The sequence below is a fragment of the Ornithinicoccus hortensis genome, from assembly GCF_006716185.1.
Lineage (GTDB): Bacteria > Actinomycetota > Actinomycetes > Actinomycetales > Dermatophilaceae > Ornithinicoccus > Ornithinicoccus hortensis.
The window spans coordinates 1,674,839-1,697,765 of sequence record NZ_VFOP01000001.1; the positions used below are offsets into that span (position 1 = coordinate 1,674,839).

Consider the following 22,927-nt stretch of genomic DNA (forward strand, 5'->3'; position numbering starts at 1 on the left):
ATGCTGCGCAGCGGCGCTTAAGGCCCGCTTAAGCGCCGCCGAGGACGGTGCTACGTGTCGGACACCCACCACATCGGAAGGCAGTGCCATGAACACCACACCCATCTCCAGGATCCACCGCAGCGGGGCCCGTGCCCTGGCGGTCCTGCTGCTCGCCGTCGGCGTGTGCCTGCCGCTGGGCGGGCAGCCGGCCTCGGCATACGGCAACAGCGGGTGGGGCAACCCCGGGGGCGCCATCCCCGTGGCTGCCGCCTACAACGGTCTCTACGGGCTCGTCGTGCCCGGCGTCTACGTCGGTCGATCACCCGGCAGCCGGGACACCCAGTTCGTGACCGCGCGGATGCACGTGAACGAGTGGCGTCCGGCCGAGCAGCGCTGGGTCCGGATCAGGACCGGATCCCAGTCGATCAGCATGCTCCCCGGTCAGGCGTTCGGAATCGTCCCCGCCGTGACCGTCCCCGTCGACTACCGCCGCTACTACAACGTCGAGGTCGAGGTGATCTGGGAGAACGGGTACGGCGGGACCTTCGGCAGCAACACGATCCACCTCGTGCACGCCGGCGACTACCGGTGCGGCTACAGCGCGTGCACCGTCGGTCAGGGATGGATCTACTTCTGACCGGCGGCCGGTGGGCCGGGTCGGCGCCGGCTCACCCGAACAGCTCGCGCAGTTCCTCCGCCCGGGCCAGGGCGGCCTCCTCGCCGGCCGAGATGGCCGACTTGGCCCGGTGGAAGTCGGCGATCTCCACGCCGTCGATGTGCGGGTCCAGCACCAGGTCCGGCTTGTAGAAGGAGAGCCGGGCCATGGTCAGCTGGGCCTGCATGATGTCGGCCGCCCGCAACAGCTCCCGCAGGGCGCCCAGGCGGTACTTGCGCCGCGGGGCACCGGCGTCCTGCTCCGGGTGGTCCAGCTCGGCCAGCGGGGTGGCGTTGACCGCCAGGACGCGGTCGGCACCCAGCAGGAGCGCGCCGTCGACCGGGATCTGGTTGAGCAGCCCGCCGTCGACCAGCCGGGCCCGGCCGATCGCCACCGGCTCGATCGCGCCGGGGTAGGCGGTCGTGGCGCGCAGCGCCTGGATCAGGTCGCCCTGCTGGCTGTAGTGGATCCGACCGTCGGTGATGTCGGTCGCGGTGAGCACCAGCCGGAGGTCCAGCTCCTCGAAGGTGGCCGGGAGCAGGTCCTGCAGCCACCGCTGGAAGCTCTCGGTGTTGATCACCCGCCCGGACAGCGGGTTCCAGTCGATCAGCTTGCGCCACCGCAGGTCGGTGGCGATCACCGCCATCTGCTCCGCCGTGTATCCGGCCGCGATGAAGGCGCCGATCAGGCCGCCCATGCTCGTGCCAGACACCACGCCGGGTCGGATCCCGAGGTCCTCCAGCACCCGCACGACGCCGATGTGGCACAACCCGCGGGCGCCGCCGCCACCCAGCGCCAGCCCCACCACCGGCTCCGGGCGCGGGGTGGCCTCGGGCGTGCGGGAACCCCGTCTCGTCGTCTCGGCCATGCGGTCAGTCTCGCACTGGGATTGCTACCGGCGTGCCGTCGGTGGGGGTGTCGGGGGTGCGGTGTCACCGGCGCCCTCGTGCTGGGCGGCACGCAGCTGCCAGGCGACCGCCTGGGCGCGGCCACGGACCTCCAGCTTGCGGTAGATGTTCGACGTGTGGTGCATCACGGTCTTGGGGCTGATGCCGAGCGCCGCCGAGATCTCCTTGTTCGTGCCTCCCGCGGTCAGCAGCGCGAGCACCTCCTGCTCGCGGGAGGTGAGCAGGGACGAGGTGCGCGGGGTGGGCCGGCGGGCCGGGGCCCCGTCGACCGGCTGCTCCGCAGGGGCCGGGGGTTCGTGGCCGGTCGAGGACCGGGCCACGGTGGCGGCATACGCCAGGGCTTCCTCGGCGGCCGACCGGTGGGTCAGGCTCGCGCCGGCCAGGAAGGCCGCGTCGAAGGTGGCTCCGCCGCGCTCGCGGCAGACCTCGAGCGCCTGCTCGTAGGCGCGCTGCGTCCACGGCGGGACGCTGGGGCGCAGCACCGGAAGGTGCACGGCGAGCATGCCGTGGAAGCGGGCCTCCTGCTCGGTCTCCCTCCGCAGCGCGGCGATCCGGGCCAGGCAGACGATCGGGATGCCGCACCAGCCCCAGGCCTCCGCGGACCGACCCATCCGGATCACCTCGGCGGCCAGGTCGGCGGCCGCGGGCAGGTCGCCCGCCCCGATCGCGTCGAGCGCGGCCAGCGGTTGGATCCAGGCCTGGGCGTGCCGGTTGCCGGTCCGGCGGGCCAGCGAGAGCAACTCCTCGTATGCCGGCAGGTCGGGCACCAGGTCGGCGCCACCGGGGAGCGAGCGCAGGAAGCCGCAGGCCACGAGGAAGACCGAGGGGTCGTCCAGCCGCTGGGCCAGCCGATAGGCCGAGACACCCCACCGGTGCGCCTCGTCCAGGTCCGCGCCCTGGTGGGCGAGCATGCCGCTCCACACCTCGAACCGGGCCAGGGTGACCTCCCAGCCCAGGGTGCGGGCCAGCTCGCGTCCTTCGGCGCACAGCGGTGCGACCGCCTCACGGTCCTCGGCGAACCGGGCGGCGCGCAGCGTCAGGCCCAGCACCCGCAGCAACGTCTCTGGGCCCGTGGCGCGGGCCAGGTCCACGGCCCCGAGCAGGTCGGTCAGGGTGTGCTGCACCGCGTCCGCGGTCTCGGCGGTCTCCGCCAGGAGCAGCCCGTGCCAGCCGGCCAGGAGGGCGCGCAGCCCGGCCGGGATCGCGGGGAAGCCGGGCAGCTCCCGGACCCGGGCCAGCAGGTGGGTGTGGCCGGGCGGGGCTCCCCGGCTGAACCAGTAGGGCGCCAGGCCGAGGGCCAGCCGGACGGCTGACGGTGCGTCCTCGCGGTCCAGCGCCCGGTGCAGCGCCAGGCGCAGGTCGGGTCCGACCGGGCGCAGGTGGTCGGTCGATCTGAGGAACTGGCTGCCGGTGCGTGCCCCGCTCAACGGGAGGGTGAATCCCAGGGCCCACCGGATGTGTGCCGAGTGCAGCTCCTCGATCTCCTCCGGCGCCACCTGCTTCAGTTGCTCCACGGCGTGCTCGCGGACCAGGGGGTGCAGGGAGAACCGGGTCGCCCCGTCCGTGTGGTCCGCCTGCACCAGGTGCATGTCGACCAGGGCGGACAGTCCCTCGACGACGTTGCTGACCCCGGTGACCTGGGTCACCGCGTCCACCGGGACCGGGCTGCGGAAGGCGGTCAGCCGGTGCAACAGGGTGCGCTGTTGCGGGCTGAGCAGGGACTCGGTCCAGGCGATGGCGTCGAACAGGTCGTGGTCGGGGGCCCCGCCGGGGACCCGGCCGAGCACGCTCTTGTGCGGGTGGTCGCGCAGCAGGTGGAGCAGGCTGGTGGGGGAGAACGCCGCGGAGCGGGCGGCGGCGAGCTCGATGGCCAACGGCAGCCCGCCGACGAGCGCGCAGATCTCGGCCACGGCAGTGAGGGCGCCGTCCCCGGTGCCGATGGAGATGCCGGTGGCGTCGGCCACGTCGAGGAACATCTGGACCGCGGGCTGGGCGGCCAGGTCCTCGACCGCCGTCCCGGTGCCCGCGGCGGGGTGCGGAGCGGTGAACGGGGCGACCCGGAAGACCGTCTCCCGCGGGATGTACAGGGGGGCTCGGGCGGTGACCACGACCCGCAGGTCGGGCCGGGCCCTGGTCAGCGTGCGCAGGGTGTCCCCGGTCTCGGGGGCCCGGTGGGCGTCGTCGACCAGCAGGATCGTCTCGACCGGGGGTGGGTCTGTGCCGGTGCCCCTGCCGGCACGCGCGGAGGGAGCGGGTGGGGTCGCGCCGGGGATGCCCACGGCCGCGCGGATCCGCCGCTCCAGCAGGCCGGCCTCGTAGACCTGGTCCGTCTCCACCACGACCACCCGCGAGGGGCCCTCGCGGCGCTGCGTGACCAGCTCCCTGGCCAGGCGGGACTTGCCCACCCCGGGGAGTCCGGTGAGCGTCAGCACCCGGCGTCCGGGGAGGTCGAGCAGTCGGTTCAGATCGGCGAGTGCCTGGGAGCGCCCACGGAGGGGGAGATCCGGCATGTCACTAGTGTCCCAGAGAAAGTCACAAGAATAGGGCAACTGCCCGATGTGCGGCAGTGGTGGACGTGATGGACTGTGCATCGCCTCGCAGCGAGGGTGCCAGTCAGCACTGGCAGGTCGTCGGCGGTGGCGGTCGGCGCCGGGTCATGGCCTTCGGCCATACATGGGAACCGGGGAGACTGCCGTCCGCCACTGCCGACGAAGACCGCGCGGGCGCCCCCGGGAGTCCCTGACCGGAATTCGGCGTGGGCCTGGCTCGGACGACGGTCACCTTCTGCTCCTCTCCGGGGGATGGCCACGGATCCGGTGGTGCCCCTCCAGTGTCCTCCCGCCCGCCCGGTCTTGACCAGAGCGACCGAACGCTCCCTCCCAGGTATCGGTCGGGAACGGCTCTGCAGGGTGATGCCCACGGGTGCAGCCGGTTCCTACGGTCGGGCCCATGACCAGACCCGCGACCAGGTGGCCCAGGATGCTCGTGCTGGTGGGCGCGCTGGCCCTGTTCGCCGTGAACCTGTCGGTGCTCACCCTCGTGTATGGCGTGTTCGCGCCGGTGGCGTTCGCGGTCGCCGCGGCCCAGGCCGGGGCCCTCCTGCTGTCCGTCGACCGGCCGCGCGAGGCCACCGGGTGGGCGGTGTCGGCGGGGTTCGCCACCGCCCTGCTCACTGTCGGGGACGCGCCGCTGCCCTGGCCGGTGCCCGCCGTCGGAGTGGTCACGCAGGTGGTGCTCGTCGTGGTCATCGGCGGGCTTCGTAGAGTGGGGGCACCCGTCGGAAGAGGAGCCCACACGATGCTGGACGAGCAGGCGACGAAGCAGGCCTTCAAGACGCTGTGGGCCGCCCACGAGGGCGGCTACACGGTCGACGGCATCCCGGAGGAGGTGCGCCCCCGCACCCGCGCCGAGGGGTATGCCGTGCAGGCCCACTTCGCCGGGGAGACCGCCGCGGTGGCCGGGTGGAAGATCGCGGCCACCTCCCAGGCCGGCCAGGACCACCTGCAGGTCGACGGGCCGCTGGCCGGACGGGTCCTGTCCGAGCGGCTGCTGGAGCCGGGGCAGCCGGTGCCGCTGGACGGCAACTTCATGAACCTGGCCGAGCTCGAGTACGCCTTCCGGATGGTGACCGACCTCCCGCCGCGGGACACGGCATACAGCGAGCAGGAGGTGCTCGACGCGGCCGGGGAGCTGCTGCTGTCCTGGGAGATCCCGAGCACCCGCTTCGACGCGGTCGAGACGGTGGGGGAGGCCCAGCTCATCGCGGACAACGCGTGCGGTTTCCACCTCGTGGTGCAGCCGGCGGCCGACCAGGACTGGAAGGGTGTCGACCTGGCCGCGGAGACCCCGAGCGCCACGCACAGCTCCGGCCTGGTGCATGACGGTGCCGGCCACCGGGTGCTCGGGGGCCCGGTCCCGGCCCTGACCTGGCTGGTGAACGAGCTGTCCGGTCACGGCATCACCCTGGAGGCCGGGCAGCTGGTCACGACCGGCACCTGCGCCGTCCCGATGCCGATCGCGCCCGGCGACTCGGTCACCGGCGACTACGGACGGTTCGGCTCGCTGACGGTGACCTTCTGCTGAGCGGGTGATCGCCGCGCCGGCACCGTCAGGCGAAGTCGTGCGTGGTCTGCCCGTGCGGGTCCTTGGTGAAGGCGATGACCTTCTCCGGTGGCACCCGGAAGACCAGCGCGAGCGGCTCGGTCTCGTCCTCCTCGATCCCCTCCCGGCCGCCGCCGACGAAGCCGCCCTCGTCGTGCACCTCGAACCGCCAGTCCTCGCCGTACTTGGCCAGGTAGGCGGCCGACACCTCGGCCAGCTCGTACTGGTCGGTGACCTGCGCCGCGCTGCCCTCCAGGACGACGTCGGTGCCGGACGACCAGGTGTTGCTGCCGGTGGTGACCGAGACCCCGGGGTCGTCGAGCAGGTTGCGGCACTTCTGCTCCTCCTGGCCGGTGCAGAAGTAGAAGGAACGGTCGTGCCACACGCCGATCAGCGGCGTGACGTGCGGCCGGCCGTCACGGCGGACGGTGCTCAACCAGTAGAGCTCCGCGGTCGCGAACAGCTGCTGCGTCCGCGCCCAGGGAAGGGGTGCGGTGGCGTCCCCGTAGCGGGCGTCCAGGTGCGTGGTGGGCTCGCTCATCCGACCATCGTGCCGTGCGTCCGCCCGGGAGACCAGCCCCCGGCGTCGGCCGCTGCGGGGGCGTCGTTCCAGGCCTTCCTGATGGCCGCGACGTCGGGGTCGGTGAACATCGTGGAGACGTGGTCCTCGGTGAGGGTGCGGGCCACCGTCAGCTCGACCCGCTGCAGGCTGTCCGGGGCGTGCACGGTCACCGCCGTCCCGTCGAGGAGGACGGGCTTGAGGCTGGCGATGCCCTCGGGGAAGGCTCCGGTGAGGGTGACGTGCATCGCCGCCGGCTGTCCGGGGACCGGCTCGAGCAGCCGCGCGTCCTGCACCGTGTCCAGGGCGACCAGGCCGGCGAACATGTCCAGGTGCGCGTCCCCGACGGAGGTGCTGTAGGAACTCCCCTCGACCGGCGAGGTCTCCCCGGCGTCGACGACCCGCAGCCGCAGGCTCCCGCCCTCGGGGAAGTCCGGGTGGTCGAGGACGGCGTCGTAGATCGGGCGCAGGGCGCCCGGGTCCTGGGTGGTGACCTCGAGGGTGCCCCGGGCGGCGCTCGCGGTGTCGACCCCGGGCATCTCCCGCAGGCTCTGCACGACCGGGAGCAGCGCCTCGTTGGCGGCGGCCTCGTCGGCATCCAGGCTGCCCCGGAGGACCTGCACCTCCAGGTCCGGTCCGGCCGCCTGCCCGGCGACGGTCCTCGCCTCCGTGAGGTCGGCGTCCTCCCCGACGTTGACCGCCAGGACGTCCCCCTCGAGGCGGAACCCGGCGACCGGGTGCAACTGCGCCACGGCCTCGAGGGTGTCGTCGAGGGTGTCGGGCAGGCCCGTCCACCGGGTCGTCACCGTCCCCCACGGGTCGCTCACCTCGGCCGTCAGCACGAGGTCGTGGTCGGCCGCCAGCACGCTGCCCACCCGCTCGGTGTCCGCCACCAGGTCGGTGAGCGAGCCGCGGTACACCGGCTCGGTCGAGGTCCGCCACGGGGCGCAGGCCCATTCGCCGTCGAGGACCAGGCCCTCGGCATACAGCGCGGTCCGCAGCTCCCGCTTCGCCTCCCGCTGGGGGTCGTCCAGACAGATGCCGAGCCCACCGGCCTGGACCCCCATCGGGGTGTAGGCGGCGCCGGTGTGCGGGCGCCACTCCTCGACCTCGGTGAGCAGGGCGTCCAGCACCTCCGGCGGGGTGTCGTCGGCGAGCACCAGGGTGCCGCTCACCTTGCCGGTGAACGGGAGCTCGTCGGTGGCGTTGGTGATCGTGTCGATGACGTGTTCGGGGTGGGTGGAGGTGAAGTGCTCGGTGAACTCCTCCGCGGCGTCGGCTCCCTGGCTCAACGCCCCGCAGCCGGAGGTGACCAGGACGGCGGCGACCACCGCCAGGGCGGTGCTGACTCGGACGCTCATGGTGAAGACCTCCGGTGCGGGGGACAGGGCTGCCGGTGAGACGCAGCGTAGGACAGGCCCGTTCCGTAGGCTGGCCCCGTGACCGTGCAGCCCGCCGGCACGAGGAGGAGCGCATGACGGAACCGGACGTGGACGCCCTGGGTGCTGCTGCGCGGGCGCAGGCGAGGGATGCGGCCGAGGCGTTGGGGCTGGCGGTGTCGCCCGCCCACGACGTCGGGGACGCCCGTGAGCTCCTGGCCACGTTCAACCGGATCTGGGACGTCGCCCACGAGTCGGACGTGATGGACCTGGGCAGCGTCGTGGCGCTGACCCACTCGGGCAACTACGTGGGCCTGGCCCACCTGGCCGGTCGGCTGATCGGTGGGGGTGTCGGCTTCTGCGGGCCACCGGGTGCGGGCTTCCACTCCCACGTGGTGGGCGTCGATCCCGCCGCCGGGGGCAAGGGTGTGGGCCGGGCCATCAAGCTGGACCAGCGGGCCTGGTGCCTGGAGCGCGGCATCACCGCGATGCGCTGGACCTACGACCCGCTCGTGTCCCGCAACGCCGCCTTCAACATCCGCAAGCTCGGGGCGGTGCCGGAGTCCTACCACGAGGACTTCTACGGGCCGATGAACGACGCCATCAACTCCGGGCAGCCCTCGGACCGGATGGTGCTGCGCTGGGACCTCACCCGGGACCTGCCCGCCGGGACCGGCGACCGGGCGCCGCTCCCGGGGGAGCCGGCTGACGGCATACCTGCAGTCGTCGCGGTCGCCAGCGGTGACGGCGAGCCCGGAGACTTCACCGCGCCCCCCGCGGACCACACCGGCGAGGTACTGATCGGGGTGCCGCCGGACATCGAGGGACTGCGCCGCCGGGACCGCGACCTGGCCGCCCGGTGGCGGATGGTGACCCGCGAGGCCTTCGGCGCCCTGATCGGTCACGGCTGGCAGGTCACGGACTTCCGGCCCGGCCACTACGTCCTGCGCCGGGACGGAACCCCCATGAGTCGGGAAGGAACCCCATGAGACTTCGTCGGCTGACCCTGCACACCGTGCGGCTGCCCCTGGTGAGCCCGTTCACCACCTCGTTCGCGACCGAGACCGAGAAGGAGACCTACCTGGTCGAGGCGGTGCTGGACACCCCCGCGGGGGAGTTCACCGGGTGGGGTGAGTGCGTGGCGATGGCCGAGCCGCTCTACTCCTCGGAGTTCCTGACCGGGGCCGTCGAGGTCACCCGCCGCTGGCTCGCGCCCACCCTGTTCGCGGTGGAGGACCTCACGGCCGAGACGGTCGGCCACCACCTACGGCCCGTCGTCGGGCACCCGATGGCCAAGGCGGCTGTGGAGATGGCGGTGCTCGACGCGCAGCTGCGCTCGCAGGACCGCTCGTTCGGCTCCTACCTGGGCGTGGTGCGGGCCAGCGTGCCCTCCGGGGTGTCGGTGGGCATCCAGGACGACGAGGCGACCCTGCTCCGGGTGGTCGCCGACTACCTGGAGCAGGGGTATGCCCGGATCAAACTCAAGATCAGGCCCGGGACCGACCTGGGCCCGGTCGCCGCGGTGCGGCGCGAGTTCGGTCCCGACCTGCCGTTCCAGGTGGACGCCAACTCCGCCTACACGCTGGCCGACGCGGGGCACCTGCGGCGGCTCGACGAGTTCGGCCTGATCCTGATCGAGCAGCCGCTGGGGGAGTCCGACCTCCGGCAGCACGCGGAGCTTGCCAGGGTGCTGGACACCCCGGTCTGCCTGGACGAGTCGATCGACTCGGCGGAGGCCGCCGCGGACGCCATCTCGATGGGGGCCGCCTCGATCATCAACATCAAGCCCGGCCGGGTCGGGGGATACCTGGAGGCACGCCGGATCCACGACCTGGCGCGGGCGCACGGGATCGCGGTGTGGTGCGGCGGGATGCTCGAGACGGGCGTCGGCCGCGCGGCGAACGCCGCACTGGCCGCGCTGCCCGGGTTCAACCTCGTCGGCGACATCTCCGGGTCGAACCGGTTCTACGAGGAGGACCTCACCGAGGAGATCGTGATGCACGACGGGGTGGTCGACGTGCCGACCGGCCCGGGGTTCGGGGTGACCGTCGACCCGGCGAAGCTCGCCCGGTTCACCGAGTCGGTCGAGGAGCTCCGCGCGCCCTGACGCGGGTCACGTCATGGGGTCGCAGGCAGAGGGGAGGGGCACCGCGGGAGTTCCCCGCGGGGTCTGGCTGACGGCCGTCCTGGTCGTGGCCGGCCTCGTGGTGGTCGCCGGTCGCTACGGCTTCCACCGCGACGAGCTCTACTTCATCGAGGGCGGTCGGCACCCGGGGTGGGCCCAGCCGGACAACCCGATGCTCATCCCGCTCCTGGCCGCGTCCTGGCACGACCTGGTCGGTGGTCACCTGTGGGCGTTCCGCGTGCTCCCGGCCGTGGCGACCGGGGTCACGGTGGTGCTGGCGGCCCTGACCTGCCGACAGCTCGGGGGAGCGCCACGCGCGCAGGTCGTGGCCGCCGCCGGGACGGCGCTCACCGGGGTGATCCTGGGCACCGGCCACCTGTTCTCGATCACCACCTTCGACGTGATGATGACCGCACTCGTGGTCCTGCTGCTGGTCCGGGCGGTCGGGGCGGTGCCCCAGCGGATCGGACCCTGGCTCTGGACCGGACTGGCGGCCGGGGTGGCGCTGGAGGTCAAGGTGCTGCCGGGATTGGTCCTGCTCAGCTGCCTGGTCGGCATGCTGCTCGCCGGGCCGCGTCGCCCGCTGCGCGGGCCCGGACCCTGGCTCGCCGGGGCGCTCGCCCTGGTGCTGGCCGCGCCGAACCTGCTCTGGCAGGCGGCGCACGGCTGGCCGATGCTGGAGGTGGCCGCCAACATCGCCGCCGGGGGTTCGGCGTCCTCGGCCGACCGCTGGCTCGTGGCGCCGATGCACCTGCTCATGGCCGGACCCGTGGCGGGGTTCCTCATCGTGGTGGGCGTCGTGGCCCTCCTCGGCACGGCGCGCCTGCGTGCGTGGCGCTGGCTCGGGATCGCCTACCTCGTCCTGCTGCTCATCGTCGTCGTGACGGGAGGCAAGCCCTACTATGTCGCCGGCCTGTTCCCGGCGCTCGTGGCGGTCGGTGCGATGCAGCTGCCCGCCTGGGTCGAGCGCCTGCTGGACCGGCCCGCACGGGCCGTGGCGGTCGCCCTGGTCGTCTCCGTCCCCACCGCCTGCTTCGCGTTGCCGTTGGCGCCGGTGGGGTCGCCGGTGTTCCGGATCGCCCAGGCCGTGAACCCGGACGGCGCGGAGACGGTGGGCTGGCCCGGCTACGTCGGGCTGGTCACCGACGTCGCCGCGCAGGTCCCCGAGGACGAGCGGCCCCACACGGTCGTCCTGACCCGCAACTACGGCGAGGCGGGGGCGCTGGACCGCGCCCGACGGCTGGCGCCCGGAGGGACCGGCGGCGACGGTGCGCCCGGCTGGCTTCCCCCGGTCTACTCCGGTCACAACGCCTATGGCAGCTGGGGCCCGCCGCCGGAGGATGCCCGCACCGTGATCGTGGTGGGCCGGCTCGACCCCGACGAGGAGGCGCGCTGGTTCGCCGGCACGTGCCAGCAGGTCACCACGGTGCGGAGCCCGGCGGGAGTGGACAACGAGGAGGACGGTGCACCGATCCGCCGGTGCCAGCTGGGTGACCAGGGGTGGGTCGCGATCTGGGACGAGGTCGCCCGGTTCGGCTGAGTCCATGGTCCGGCAGCCGTCTCGCCGAGTATTCATCGGTTAGATCGGTGTTGGATGAAGAATCTGCAGATTAGTGGGCCTTGACGTCGGATGTGGCGTGGATCATGCAGTCGAAAACTTGGAAGTTCAACCGTCTCCCGTCTATCATCGATGGCAGGAACGCATCCAGAGCGGTTCAGGGACCTGGCCCTCAGACCGCAGCAACCCCGGCTCGCCGGAAGGTGCTCCCGCCAGGAGCGATGGAGGAAAGCGCATGTTCGGTCACCGTGAGGTCGGGACCTTCGACGGCTGTCAGGGCCGCCGAATGTGTCTGACGCCGCGTCGACGCTGAACCTGCACCACCCCGTTCCCCCCGCCCCACGCCCCACCGGGGCCACCGCCCAACGCTGCGCGGGCAGCCGGCACCTCCGTGATCCGTGCTGCACCCCACGCCCCCCGCACGCCAGACCCCGAGGACACCTGTGATCACCGTCAGCCACGTCTCCAAGACGTTCCCCGCCACGCGCCGGAACGAGGCCGTGCACGCCGTCGACGACGTCAGCCTCCATGTCGAGCGGGGCCAGGTGATGGGCATCGTCGGCCCGTCCGGGTCCGGCAAGTCCACCCTGGCCCGCTGCCTCAACCTGCTGGAGCGCCCCGACCAGGGATCGGTCGTCATCGACAACCAGGAACTCACCACGCTGGAGGGTGCTCAGCTCAACCGGGCCCGGCGCCGGATCGGGATGATCTTCCAACAGTTCAACCTGCTCGACTCGCGCACCGCCCTCGGCAACGTCGAGCTCCCGCTGGAGCTCGCCGGGACCGGCCGGGCGGAGCGGCGGGCCCGGGCCACCGCCCTGCTGGAGCGGGTGGGCCTGGGCGACAAGCTCCACCACCACCCCGCCCAGCTGTCCGGTGGGCAGCGGCAGCGGGTGGCCATCGCCCGGGCACTGGCCCCCTCGCCATCCGTCCTGCTCTGCGACGAGGCCACGAGCGCGCTGGACTCGGTCTCCACCGATTCGGTGCTGGCGCTCATCCGCGAGCTGACCGAGGAGCTCGGTCTCACGACCGTCCTGATCACCCACGAGATGGACGTGGTGAAGAAGGTCTGCGACGCGGTGATCCTGCTCGAGGGCGGACGGGTCGTCGACCGGGGCCTGATCTCCGAGGTGCTGAGCCGACCGGACTCGCCGCTGGCCACCCGGTTGCTGCCGCCGCTGTCCCCGGTCGACGACCCGGACCTGGTCGACCTCACCGTCGGCGGCCCGGGCAGCGACGCCATCGTCGCCGACCTGGTGCGCGAGTTCGGGGTCGGGGTGGCCGTCGTCGGCGGTTCGGTCGAGGACCTCGGAGGCGTCCGGTTCGGTCGCCTCCGGCTCCGGCTGGACGGCGATCCCGCCCTCGTGGCCGCCGCCCGGGCCTGGGTGGCGGAGGAACGGACCCGAGAAGACCTGACCACCGAAGGAGTCGCCCGATGACCAACTGGGACCGGATCGCGCCCGCCCTCGTCGACGCGACCTGGGAGACCGTCTACATGGTCGGCGTCTCGATGGGGCTCTCCCTGCTCCTCGGCATACCGCTCGGGGTGCTGCTGGTGATCACCGCCCCCGACGGCCTCGACCCCCGCCGCACGCTGAACAGCGTGCTCGGCACGATCGTGAACATCGGCCGCTCGGTGCCGTTCATCGTGTTGCTCGTGCTCGTCGCCCCCATCACCCGGGCCGCGACGGGGACCACCATCGGGTCGACCGCCACCATCGTGCCGCTCACGATCGCCGCCGTGCCGTTCATCGCCCGGCTCGTCGAGGCGGCCCTGCGCGAGGTGGCGCCCGGCAAGGTCGAGGCCGCCCGGGCCATGGGCGCCCGGCGCCGTGACGTCGTCCGGACGGTGCTCCTGCCCGAGGCCCGCCCGGGCGTGGTCGCCGCGGCGACCGTCACCCTGGTGGCGCTCATCTCCTACTCGGCGATGGCCGGCGCCATCGGCGGCGGGGGACTGGGTGACTTCGCCATCCGCTACGGCTACCAGCGGTTCAACACCGAGGTCACGCTCGCCTGCGTCGCGGTCCTGCTGCTCATGGTGCAGCTGATCCAGGTGTTCGGGGACAGCCTGGCCCGCCGGCTCTCCCACCGCTGACCACCCACCACGCCCGCTCGACCGACGAAACGAGAACTGTCATGCGCCTCACCCCCACCGGAACCACCGCCCTGGCCCTCGCCGCCGCGTTGACCCTGTCCGCCTGCGGCGGCACGGCCGACGCCGAGGACGGGACCGCCTCCGGGTCCGACGGACCACTGCGGGTGGCTGCCACCCCGGTCCCGCACGCCGAGATCCTGCAGTTCGTCGCCGACGAGCTCGCGCCGGACGCCGGCCTGGACCTGGAGGTCGTCGAGTTCACCGACTACGTGCAGCCGAACGTGGCGCTGGACGACGGGTCGGTCGACGCGAACTACTACCAGCACTCGGTCTACCTGGCCGACCAGGAGGCCACCGCGGGCTACGACTTCACCGAGCTGCTGGGGGTCAACTTCCAGCCGCAGGGCCTCTACTCCTCGAGCATCACCGACCTCGGGCAGCTGCCCGAGGGGTCGACCGTGGCCATCCCGAACGACCCGGTGAACGGCGCCCGGGGGTTGCTGCTCCTGCAGCAGGAGGGCCTGCTCACCCTGGCCGACGACGCCGGTGACGTGCCGACCAGCCTGGACATCACCGACAACCCGCTGGACCTGGAGTTCAGCGAGGTCGAGGCCGCCCAGCTGCCGCGCAGCCTGGAGGACGTCGAGCTGGCCGCCATCCCGGGCAACTACGCCATCGAGGCCGACCTGAACCCCGCCGAGGACGCCCTCTCGGTGGAGTCCGCCGAGGGCAGCCCCTACGTCATCCAGCTGGTCACCCGCACCGGCAACGAGGACGACGAGCGGTTGCAGCTGCTCCAGGAGCTGCTGTCCTCCGATGAGACCCGCCAGTTCATCGAGGAGACCTACCAGGGCGCCGTCGTCCCCGCCTTCTGACCCATCCCGCGCCTTCTGACCGATCCCGCGAGCCGCGGGACCACCCGCCGACCGCACCCCTACCGCACCACCCGGCTCACGGCATACCGGAGCCGACCGACCCCAAGGAGAACCCGCACCATGCGCACCCCCCTCGCCCTGACCACCCTCGCCGCCGCCGTGCTGCTGGCCGGCTGCGGCGCCGACTCGGAGGCCTCGGACGGCGCCGCGGTCGCCGACGGCAAGGTGACCGTCGGGGCCTCGACCGTGCCCCACGCCGAGATCCTGCAGTTCGTGCAGGACGAGCTCGCCGCCGACGCCGGCCTCGAGCTGGAGATCGTGGAGTTCACCGACTACGTCCAGCCGAACGTGGCGCTGGACGACGGCTCGCTCGACGCCAACTACTTCCAGCACGAGCCGTACCTGGTCGAGCAGGAGGCCGACGCCGGCTACGACTTCGAGATCGTCACCCCCGTGCACCTGGAGCCGCTGGCGCTCTACTCGGACTCGCTGAACAGCCTCGAGGAACTCCCCGACGGGGCCCAGGTCGCCATCCCCAACGACCCCACCAACGGGGCGCGGGCGCTGGAGCTGCTGGCCGGTGAGGGGCTGATCACCCTGGCCGACACCGGGGAGTCCTCGGCCACCGTGCTCGACATCGACGAGAACCCGAAGAACCTGGAGTTCACCGAGGTCGAGGCCGCCCAGCTGCCGCGCAGCCTGGCCGACGTCGACGCCGCGGTGATCAACGGGAACTACGCGGTCGAGTCCGGCCTGTCCCCGGCCGAGGACTCCATCGCGGTCGAGTCCGCGGACGACAACCCCTACGCCAACCTGCTGGTCACCGTCGCCGGGCACGAGGACGACGAGGACCTGCAGAAGCTCGCCGAGCTGCTCACCTCGCAGGAGGTGGCCTCGTTCATCGAGGACACCTACGACGGCGCCGTCATCGCCGCCTTCTGACGGGAGGCCTTCGGACCACCCCCGTGGGACCCCACCCGGGGGAGGGGCCGCGCCGACCCGGTAGAGGCGCGGCCCCTCTCCAGTAGCCACGATGGCGGACTGCGACATAATCCCTCAAGACAGGAATCAACGATCCTGCATTGTGGGATCTCACAGTGGGGTGAGGCGATGGGGCGACGCACCGGGCTGCAGAAGGACGGTGAGGTCTGGGCGGTCTTCCGCGCCGAACTGACCCGGTGGCTGCGGGTCCGCGGGGAGAGCCGGGCGGCCCTGGCGGACTACCTCAACGCGGTGCTCGCGCCGCCGGTGGGCAAGGCGTTCACCGAGGACAAGATCAGCGCCTGGGGCCGCACGACCACGCCGTCCCTGACCGTGCTGGGTCCGGTCGGCCGGTTCCTGCGGATGAACGACGAGGGGGACGAGGAGTACGACCCCACCTACCTGCTGCGCCGGATGGGGATGCTCGAGGACCTGCCCGACCAGTCCCAGGCGGTCGAGCTCGCCTACCGCATCCAGAAGCTGATGACCCGGTTGGAACGGCTGACCGACCGGGAGCGCGGCCGGGGCCGCAGCGAGGGGACCACCCAGGTCGTCCGGGCCGCCCTGGCCCGGGGCATCGGCGCGGCGGTGCACCCCGCGGTGGAGGGGCCCGGGATGGAGCAGGGAGACGAGGACTACCTGATGCACGTGGGGGACCGGATCGACCTGCGCCGGGTGAGCGTGCGCACCGGCGAGCTCGAGGAGCTGACCCGCGAGGAGGTCTGGGCGCACGGGCAGGAACTGCGTGAGGCGCTGCGCTCCGCCGGGGCGGTGCAGACCCGGTCGGTGAACCCCAACGTGCGGCGCTGGTTCAACGTGGTCCCGGGCAACCAGCTCTCGCAGTGGACCATCGCCCACGTCGGTGCGCCCAGCCGCGCGCTGACCCCGCACCAGCACCCCGGGATCGCGGCGGTCGCGGTGAGTGCGCTCACCCCCGACTCGTGGGCCAGCAACGTGGCCTTCCTGGCCGGTCTGGCCCTCGGCTACGGGCACACGTCCGTCTGGAACATCGCCCGGGAGATCTCCGGGGACCCCGTCCCGCCCATCGCGGTGCGCAACATGGTCCACGACCAGTTCCTCAGCGCCCAGACCCCGCGGCGCAGGGTGTGGTCCTTCGTCTCACCGGAGCCGCCGGCGCTGGGCCGGCACCGGTACTTCCCGTTCCGGGACGTCTCGGGTGCGCTCGAGCGCAGCGTCTGGCACTTCCGGCTGGTCGAGGACGACGAGGTGCTCCGGTTCCAGGCCCAGCGCCGACCGGGCCGGCTGAGCGACCTCCAGCGGGCCCGGGAGGAGTTCCGGGCCCGGTGCGCGGCCGAGCAGGACCGGTCCGCCGGTCACCGGGTCGTGGAGCTGCCGATCACCCGGCCGCCCGGGTCGGACGAGGGGCGGGGGCCGATGTGGACCCAGACCTTCGAGTGCGTGCGCGCCATCCTGGTGCACCTGCAGGAACACGCGGGACCGTTGGACCTCCGGGCCGTCCACCTGGCCGCGCTGGACCAGGAACCGACGATCGCACCCAGCCTGTTGCGCTGGCTCGCCGACCACGGGACCCCCGGGGTGGCGCGCCCTCCGGACTGACGGTCGGCACGGCATACGGGCGGGTCCGGGTCAGACGAACAGGAACAGCAGGAACCCGAGGAGGGGCAGCGTGCCCTGGGTCGCCGCGGCCCGCGCATACCGGACGCCCGTGGTGAGCAGCACCGTCGCGGCCAGCGCCATCGATCCGGTGGCGAACAGCACCAGGGTGCGGCCCGCGGTCTCGTGACCGGTCAGGAAGAGGAGCAGGCCCAGGGCCGCCCCGACCCCCAGGAACAGGTTGTAGAACCCCTGGTTGTAGGCCATCGACGCGGTCGTCTCGGCATCCTGCTGGGACCGCAGACCGAACCTGCGCCAGATCTGCGGCCGGCGCCACCACAGGCTCTCCATCACGAAGATGTAGCCGTGCAGGAGGGCGGCCAGGGCCACGAGGACGGCGGCGACGACGGTCATCTGCGGAGCATAGGCCCGCCGGTCCCGATCCTCCCACCGCTCCCGGCAGGCTCCGGGTGCCGCCGCCCGTCATGATGAGGGGGTGAGCAGTCCTCCCGCACAGACCACCCCGGACCCGACCCCGTCTCTCGGCCCTGGCCTCCTGCCCACCGGCGCGGCCTTCCTGGCGGTCGCCGCCGTGCTGGTGCTGGCCTTCGACGGGTTGCGTCAGGTGTCCGCGTTCGCCGCGCCGATCTTCCTCGCGCTGACACTGGTGCTGACGGTCGACCCGCTCCGGCGGTGGGCGGTGGGCCGGGGTGTGCCGCGGTGGGTGGCCACGGTGGGGATGCTGCTGCTGATGTATGCCGTGCTGCTGGCGGTGATCCTGGGGATCGGCATCGCGCTGACCCAGCTGGTGACCGTGCTGCCGCAGTACCAGGACGAGTTCGGCGACCTCTACGGCCAGGCGGTCGACCTGCTCGCGCGGTTCGGGATCGAGCTGGGCAACCTGCAGGATGTGCTGCGCGGGGTGGAGCCGGTGAGTGCGCTGCCCTTCCTCGGCCAGGTCCTCGGCGGGGTGGGGTCGGTGAGCACGGCGATCCTGTTCCTGGCCCTCGGCGTGGCCTTCCTGACCCTGGACCTGGGCGACGCCGGGCGCCGGCTGGCGTTCATCGGGCAGCGCCGCCCGGAGCTCGCCGAGGCGCTGCGCGGGTTCGCCGACCGGATCGGGCGCTACTGGGCGGTGAGCACCGTCTTCGGGCTGGCGCAGGCGGCGCTGGACGTCGTGCTGCTCTACGTCCTCGGCGTCCCGCTGCCGTTCGTGTGGGGGGTGCTGGCCTTCCTGACCGCCTACATCCCGAACATCGGGTTCGTCATCGGGCTGGTCCCGGCGGCGCTCCTCGGCCTGTTGTCCGGCGGCGTCGGGACGATGATCGGGGTGGTCGTGGGCTACATGCTGATCAGCTTCGTCACCCAGACCCTGATCATGCCGAAGTTCGCCGGGGACGCGGTCGGGCTGAACGTCACGACCACCTTCGTGTCACTCATCTTCTGGTCCGCGGTGATCGGACCGCTCGGCGCGCTGCTGGCGATCCCGCTGACCCTGTTCGCCAAGGCCGTGCTGATCGACTCCGACCCCCGTGCCCAGTGGCTGGGATCCTTCCTGGCGTCGAGCGACCTGATCGAGGACCCCACGGGTCGGCAGGCCCGCCGGGAGGCGAGCGCGGCGCGGAGCTGACCCACGGCATACGGGCTGTGCGCCTGCTTCACCCCGGAACCTGGCGCTTCGTCCCGGGAAGGTTCTGCTACGAAGTACAGGATTCTCGGGTAACCCGATAATCCTGTAGCGGGGCACCGACTACTCGCGGGGCTGGGCCTGCTCCTCCCAGGCGGGGCGGAGGGGGAAGCCGGAGGCGCCCTCGGCGCTGGTGCGGGAGGCGAGGACCTGGTGCAGCTGGATGTGGTTGCGCTCGAAGTTGAGCCGGGAGCCGGCCAGGTAGAGGCCCCAGAGGCGGGCGGTGCCCAGGCCGGCCTCGGCGACGGAGGCGTCCCAGTGGGCCGAGAGGTTCTCGCACCAGGCGCCGGTGGTGCGGGCGTAGTGCTCGCGCAGGTTCTCGTGGTGGCGCACCTCCAGGCCCTCGTCCTCCATCACCTGGACGATGGTGGCGGAGCCGGCCAGCTCCCCGTCGGGGAAGACGAAGCGGTTGATGAAGCCCTTGGACACCCCGGGCTTGCGGTTGGTGGGGCGGGTGATGCAGTGGTTCAGCAGCCGCCCGCCGTCGCGCAGGTGCTCGCGCAGGAAGGCGAAGTAGGCCGGGTAGTTGCCCACCCCGATGTGCTCGGTGAGGCCGATCGAGGAGATCGCGTCGAAGCCGCGCTCGGTGACGTCGCGGTAGTCGCTGTGTCGGATCTCGGCACGGTCGGCCAGGCCCTCGGCCGCGACCCGGGCGCTGCCCCAGTCGGCCTGCTCCTTGGACAGGGTGACGCCCAGGGCGGTGACGCCGTAGTGCCGGACCGCGTGGCGCACCATGCCACCCCAGCCGCAGCCGACGTCGAGCAGCCGCATGCCCTGCTCCAGCCCGAGCTTGCGGCACACCAGGTCGTACTTGTAGGACTGCGCCTGCTCGAGGGTGGCGTCCTCCGTGGGGTAGACCGCGCAGGTGTAGGTCATCGACGGGCCGAGCAGCAGCTCGTAGAAGGCGTTGGAGACGTCGTAGTGGTGGTGGATGGCCTCGGCGTCGCGGGCCCTGCCGTGCCGGAGCCCGTGGGTCAGCCGCCGGAACGGGGACGGCGTCTCCTCGGCAGGCAGCTCCGGCAGGTGCAGCCCGGCGCTGCGGGCCAGGGCGAGCAGGTCCGGAACCTCCCGGAGGGTCGGCCGGGTCGCCGACCGGCTGCCCAACAGGAGCTTGAGCTCGGGGTAGGGGTAGCCCTCATCCATCCCGTCGATGCTGAGTTGGTCGGTCAGGTATGCCCGGGTGAGCCCGACCTCGCCGGGAGCCGAGAGCAGGTAGTTCAGCGCCCGCGGGCTCTTCAGCCGGAGCACCCGCGCGTCGGGGGAGCGGTCGCCGCCGCTCGATCCGTCGTATGCCTCGACCCGCAGCCCGGGGACGGTGCCCAGGAAGCGGTCGAAGGCCTCACCGACCGTCATGGCCATCGCAGATGCACCTCCACCCCCCATCTTGCACCCCCGCCCGTGCCGGGGTGAATCGCCCTAGCGCACCGTAGGATCCGGGGGTGGCCCCGCTCGACTTCTCCCCGCTCGAACGCGAGTTGACCCGCGAGGAGGGGCAGCGGTTCCGTCGTGAGGCGTCCGAGGGGGTCTACGGCGAGCGGGCCCGGGCCGAGGAGGACTCCCAGCGCGCCGGGTGCTCGTGTGCGGCCGCCGGACTCGGCCTGTTCCTGGTCGGCCTCGCCCTGGTGGGCCTGGTGGTCGTGGTGGCCCAGGGGGAGGCGGACGCGGGGTGGTTCTCGCTCTTCCTCATCGTCCCGGGTCTGGGGCTGCTCGTGGCCGCCCGGTTCCTCGGCGGGGGTCAGGACACCGGCCCCTGGGCGCGGCGGAAGCAGCTGGTGGATTTCGCCCGCGTCAACGGTCTGGGCCTGGCGCTCTTCGCGCCGCCGGCTGACCGCGAGGGGATGGTCTTCCACCAGGGACCGGAGGCCCGCGGCCGGAGGGACGTGGTGACCTGGGAGCGGGACGGTCAGGTGGTCGAGATCGGCACCGTGGAGGGGACCGGGGGACAGGGACTGGTCGACGGCTGCGGCTACCTCGAGATGGACCTGGGAGGGCCGGTGCCGCACCTGGTGCTGGACACCGCGGCACGTCCGGCGCTCTCCCTGATGCCCCAGCAGTGGGAGGCGGAAACCCAGATCATCGAGCGCACGGGGGAGCGGCCGTTCCGGATCTACGGACCGCCCGGCGCCGAGGCCGCGGCGGCCCGGGTCTTCACCCCCGAGCTGATCGACCTGCTGAGCGACCCCGGGAGTCCCCGCTGCGCCGAGACCCGGGGCTCGACGTTGCTGGTCTACCAGTTCGTCCGCCACGACGTGCTGTCCGCCGATCAGTGGCGCCGGCACGCGCAGATCGTGGACACGGTGCTCCGCAACGAGATCCCGCCACCAGCAGCCGTGGTCGGCGCGACCATGACGCCGCGGCGGTGGGGACGGTCCCCGTGGTGGAACTGGCTGCTGGTCCTCGTCCTGGCCGCGGGCGTGCTGGCGCTGACGGTGTCCCTGCTGCTCGCATCGTGAGGCCCGACAGGAGTCAGTGCGCGCCGACGGCCTTGTCGTAGAGGGTGGGGAAGCGACCGTCGGGGTCGTAGCGCTGCTTGACCGGCCGGTAGGCCGCGCCGCCGTAGAGCGCGTCGAAGGTCTCCTCGTCGTAGAACGCCTCGGAGTAGAGCCCCTTGTGGCCGTCCAGCTCGGTGACCTTGGCCTCGATCGCCCGGTTCACGTCGCCGTGCTCGCGGCCCGGCAGGATCGGCACGGCCGACCAGAAGCCCACGTTGACGTAGGGCTCCCCGGGACGCATCGGGTACAGCGGCCAGGGCGAGCCGCCGTCCGCGCCGCCCCCGCCCGGCTCGCGGAGTTGCACCGGGCACAGCCAGACCGGCTCGATCGGCACCTCCGCCAGGAACCACTCCAGGAACTCCGTGGTGCGGGCCAGCGGGATCTCCACGTCCTGGATCACCCGCTCCTGCGCCGGGCGGCCCCGGCGCCGGTCGATCGCGGCCATCACCCCGTGCTGCTGCTCGAAGGCCACGATCTTCCAGTAGACGTCGCTGCGCAGGTACTTCTTGGGCCACAGCCGCCGGACCCGCGGCCGCTGCGCGCCGAACGCGCGCGAGCACCAGAACCAGTCGGTGTCCCACCGCCACAGGTAGTCGGCTACGGTGAGCACGTCCCGCCGCCGGTGCTGGATCGAGCGGTAGTAGATCTGCTGCCCGGTGTAGTCGTTCGGCCCGGGTTGCCCCTCGACCCGGTCGGCCCACCGGCCGAGCGTCAGGTAGGACTCGGTGCCCGAGAAGACCACGCCGTCCAGGAAGTCCACGGCCTGCCCGTCCCACTGCCGGGTCGCCATCACCTCCCCGATCGCGGCGGTCACCTCGGCCAGGTGGGTGAACCGCACGTGCCGCAGCTCGACATACGGCCGGACCGGCTCGAGCTCGATGACCAGCCCCACGGCATACCCGAGGGAGCCGTAGGAGTTGGGGAAGGCCCGGAACAGGTCGGCGTGCGGCCCGGCCGGCGTGGCGGTGACCACCTCGCCGCTGCCGGTGAGGATCTGCAGCTCACGCACCGACTCGTGCGGCAGGCCGTTGCGGAAGGAGGTGGACTCGATACCCAGGCCGGTGACCGCGCCACCGAGCGTGATGGTCTTGAGCTGCGGGACGACGAGCGGCATGTAGCCGTGGGGGAGGAGCTCGTCGACGAGCTGTTCGTATGTCGTCATGCCGGCGACGCGTGCCGTGGCCGTGCCGGTGTGGTCGGGCGGGTCGAGGGAGATGACGCCGGTGAAGGCCGAGACGTCCAGCCGGTGGGTAGCCTCGGTGCGCGGCCGGAACAGGTTGGACGTGGCCTTGGCCAGGCGCACCGGCTGGTCCGCCGGCAGCCGGGCGTAGTCCTGGGTCAGGGCCCTGACGGCGGCCTCGTGCTCGCTCGTGCGGGGGCCCGGCATCTGCGGGGTCACCATCCCGGAACCACCTCCGGTCCCCATCCTGCCCTCCTGCACCGGCCGGGCCAAGGGATCAGGCAGCCACCATCCGGCGAGTCGGGGTGGAACCGGACGCCGCCCGACGCGCGCGGTTAAACCCGTGGCGGGTCCGTGCCGTCGCCGTCTACCGTCACGGACCTGAGGAGAGGAGTCCGCGTGGACCTGCCCCGCATCTTCGGCATCCGGGAGTCCAGCCACCGGATCCTGGACCCGTTCACCCCCGCGAAGCTGGCCGCGCTCGGGGAGGCCCTGCACCTCTCGCCGGGCAGCCGCGTGCTGGACCTGGCCTGCGGGAAGGGGGAGTTGCTCTGCACCTGGGCGCGGGACCACGACATCGTCGGGACCGGGGTGGACATCAGCACCGACTTCGTCGCCGCAGCACGGGAGCGTGCCGCGGACCTTGGGGTGAATGGGCAGGTGGCCTTCGTGCACGGCGACGCGGCGGGCTACGTCGCGCCGGAGCCGGTGGACGTGGCCGCGTGCTGCGGTGCCACCTGGATCGGAGGTGGCGTGCCGGGCACCCTCGAACTCT

At 72.5% G+C, this 22,927-nt stretch carries 19 protein-coding genes and 1 pseudogene; 13 read left to right on the top strand and 7 right to left on the bottom strand.

Annotation, left to right across the window (positions count from 1 at the left end):
* Positions 1–88 precede the first annotated feature (88 nt).
* The gene (locus tag FB467_RS07785) at positions 89–619 is read left to right on the top strand and encodes a hypothetical protein (RefSeq protein ID WP_141784595.1); all 531 of its coding nucleotides are present in this window, start codon (positions 89–91) and stop codon (positions 617–619) included.
* 31 nt (positions 620–650) lie between these two features.
* Here FB467_RS07785 and FB467_RS07790 read toward each other — a convergent pair whose 3' ends face one another.
* Together FB467_RS07790 and FB467_RS07795 are read right to left on the bottom strand one after the other, a co-directional pair.
* Entirely contained in the window at positions 651–1,505 is an 855-nt protein-coding gene (locus FB467_RS07790) for a patatin-like phospholipase family protein (protein ID WP_141784596.1), read from the bottom strand.
* 24 nt (positions 1,506–1,529) lie between these two features.
* A complete protein-coding gene (locus FB467_RS07795) occupies positions 1,530–4,055 on the bottom strand; it encodes a LuxR C-terminal-related transcriptional regulator (RefSeq protein WP_141784597.1) in 2,526 nt (841 codons plus the stop codon).
* A 439-nt stretch (positions 4,056–4,494) separates the two neighbouring features.
* On the opposite strand from FB467_RS07795, the gene FB467_RS07800 reads away from it, so the two are divergent.
* Positions 4,495–5,628 (top strand): 2-keto-4-pentenoate hydratase, encoded by a 1,134-nt coding sequence (locus FB467_RS07800; protein WP_211350572.1) that lies wholly within the window; start codon positions 4,495–4,497, stop codon positions 5,626–5,628.
* A 25-nt stretch (positions 5,629–5,653) separates the two neighbouring features.
* On the opposite strand, the gene FB467_RS07805 is transcribed toward FB467_RS07800, so the two are convergent.
* Together FB467_RS07805 and FB467_RS07810 are read right to left on the bottom strand one after the other, a co-directional pair.
* Positions 5,654–6,187: a pyridoxamine 5'-phosphate oxidase family protein gene (locus FB467_RS07805; protein WP_141784598.1), complete on the bottom strand. Its 534-nt coding sequence runs from the start codon at positions 6,185–6,187 to the stop codon at positions 5,654–5,656.
* Positions 6,184–7,566, bottom strand: a complete 1,383-nt coding sequence (locus FB467_RS07810; RefSeq protein ID WP_141784599.1) for a hypothetical protein — start codon at positions 7,564–7,566, stop codon at positions 6,184–6,186. The genes FB467_RS07805 and FB467_RS07810 overlap by 4 nt, the downstream gene beginning before the upstream one ends.
* 113 nt (positions 7,567–7,679) lie before the next feature.
* Here FB467_RS07810 and FB467_RS07815 point away from each other — a divergent pair, with 113 nt between their 5' ends.
* From FB467_RS07815 to FB467_RS07850, 8 genes are all read left to right on the top strand, one after another.
* Complete coding sequence (locus FB467_RS07815; RefSeq protein WP_141784600.1) at positions 7,680–8,573, top strand: GNAT family N-acetyltransferase; 894 nt, start codon at positions 7,680–7,682, stop codon at positions 8,571–8,573.
* Positions 8,570–9,691, top strand: coding sequence for an o-succinylbenzoate synthase (gene menC, locus FB467_RS07820; RefSeq protein WP_141784601.1), 1,122 nt, complete (start codon positions 8,570–8,572; stop codon positions 9,689–9,691). The genes FB467_RS07815 and menC overlap by 4 nt, the downstream gene beginning before the upstream one ends.
* A 13-nt stretch (positions 9,692–9,704) precedes the next feature.
* The gene (locus FB467_RS07825) at positions 9,705–11,249 is read left to right on the top strand and encodes a glycosyltransferase family 39 protein (protein WP_141784602.1); all 1,545 of its coding nucleotides are present in this window, start codon (positions 9,705–9,707) and stop codon (positions 11,247–11,249) included.
* Positions 11,250–11,710: 461 nt separating this feature from the next.
* Complete coding sequence (locus FB467_RS07830) at positions 11,711–12,706, top strand: methionine ABC transporter ATP-binding protein (RefSeq protein WP_141784603.1); 996 nt, start codon at positions 11,711–11,713, stop codon at positions 12,704–12,706.
* Positions 12,703–13,362: a methionine ABC transporter permease gene (locus tag FB467_RS07835; protein ID WP_141784604.1), complete on the top strand. Its 660-nt coding sequence runs from the start codon at positions 12,703–12,705 to the stop codon at positions 13,360–13,362. The genes FB467_RS07830 and FB467_RS07835 overlap by 4 nt, the downstream gene beginning before the upstream one ends.
* A 41-nt stretch (positions 13,363–13,403) precedes the next feature.
* Complete coding sequence (locus FB467_RS07840) at positions 13,404–14,237, top strand: MetQ/NlpA family ABC transporter substrate-binding protein (protein WP_141784605.1); 834 nt, start codon at positions 13,404–13,406, stop codon at positions 14,235–14,237.
* A gap of 120 nt (positions 14,238–14,357) precedes the next feature.
* Positions 14,358–15,179 carry a MetQ/NlpA family ABC transporter substrate-binding protein gene (locus FB467_RS07845; protein WP_141784606.1) on the top strand — a complete coding sequence of 274 codons (822 nt, stop codon included), beginning with the start codon at positions 14,358–14,360 and terminating at the stop codon, positions 15,177–15,179.
* Between the two features lie 168 nt (positions 15,180–15,347).
* Positions 15,348–16,796, top strand: coding sequence for a hypothetical protein (locus FB467_RS07850; RefSeq protein ID WP_141784607.1), 1,449 nt, complete (start codon positions 15,348–15,350; stop codon positions 16,794–16,796).
* A gap of 30 nt (positions 16,797–16,826) precedes the next feature.
* Here FB467_RS07850 and FB467_RS07855 read toward each other — a convergent pair whose 3' ends face one another.
* A complete protein-coding gene (locus tag FB467_RS07855; protein ID WP_141784608.1) occupies positions 16,827–17,207 on the bottom strand; it encodes a DUF1304 domain-containing protein in 381 nt (126 codons plus the stop codon).
* An 82-nt stretch (positions 17,208–17,289) separates the two neighbouring features.
* On the opposite strand from FB467_RS07855, the gene FB467_RS07860 reads away from it, so the two are divergent.
* A complete protein-coding gene (locus tag FB467_RS07860) occupies positions 17,290–18,423 on the top strand; it encodes an AI-2E family transporter (RefSeq protein WP_141784609.1) in 1,134 nt (377 codons plus the stop codon).
* Positions 18,424–18,543: 120 nt separating this feature from the next.
* Here FB467_RS07860 and FB467_RS07865 read toward each other — a convergent pair whose 3' ends face one another.
* On the bottom strand, positions 18,544–19,839 hold the full coding sequence (locus FB467_RS07865; protein ID WP_141784610.1) for a class I SAM-dependent methyltransferase: 1,296 nt from the start codon (positions 19,837–19,839) through the stop codon (positions 18,544–18,546).
* 80 nt (positions 19,840–19,919) lie between these two features.
* Here FB467_RS07865 and FB467_RS07870 point away from each other — a divergent pair, with 80 nt between their 5' ends.
* Complete coding sequence (locus FB467_RS07870; protein ID WP_141784611.1) at positions 19,920–20,933, top strand: hypothetical protein; 1,014 nt, start codon at positions 19,920–19,922, stop codon at positions 20,931–20,933.
* Positions 20,934–20,946: 13 nt separating this feature from the next.
* Here FB467_RS07870 and FB467_RS07875 read toward each other — a convergent pair whose 3' ends face one another.
* Positions 20,947–22,398 (bottom strand): FAD-binding oxidoreductase, encoded by a 1,452-nt coding sequence (locus FB467_RS07875; protein ID WP_228393113.1) that lies wholly within the window; start codon positions 22,396–22,398, stop codon positions 20,947–20,949.
* 153 nt (positions 22,399–22,551) lie between these two features.
* On the opposite strand from FB467_RS07875, the pseudogene FB467_RS19295 reads away from it, so the two are divergent.
* A pseudogene (locus FB467_RS19295) lies at positions 22,552–22,875 on the top strand (SAM-dependent methyltransferase); the annotation flags it as partial.
* Between the last annotated feature and the right edge of the window lie 52 nt (positions 22,876–22,927).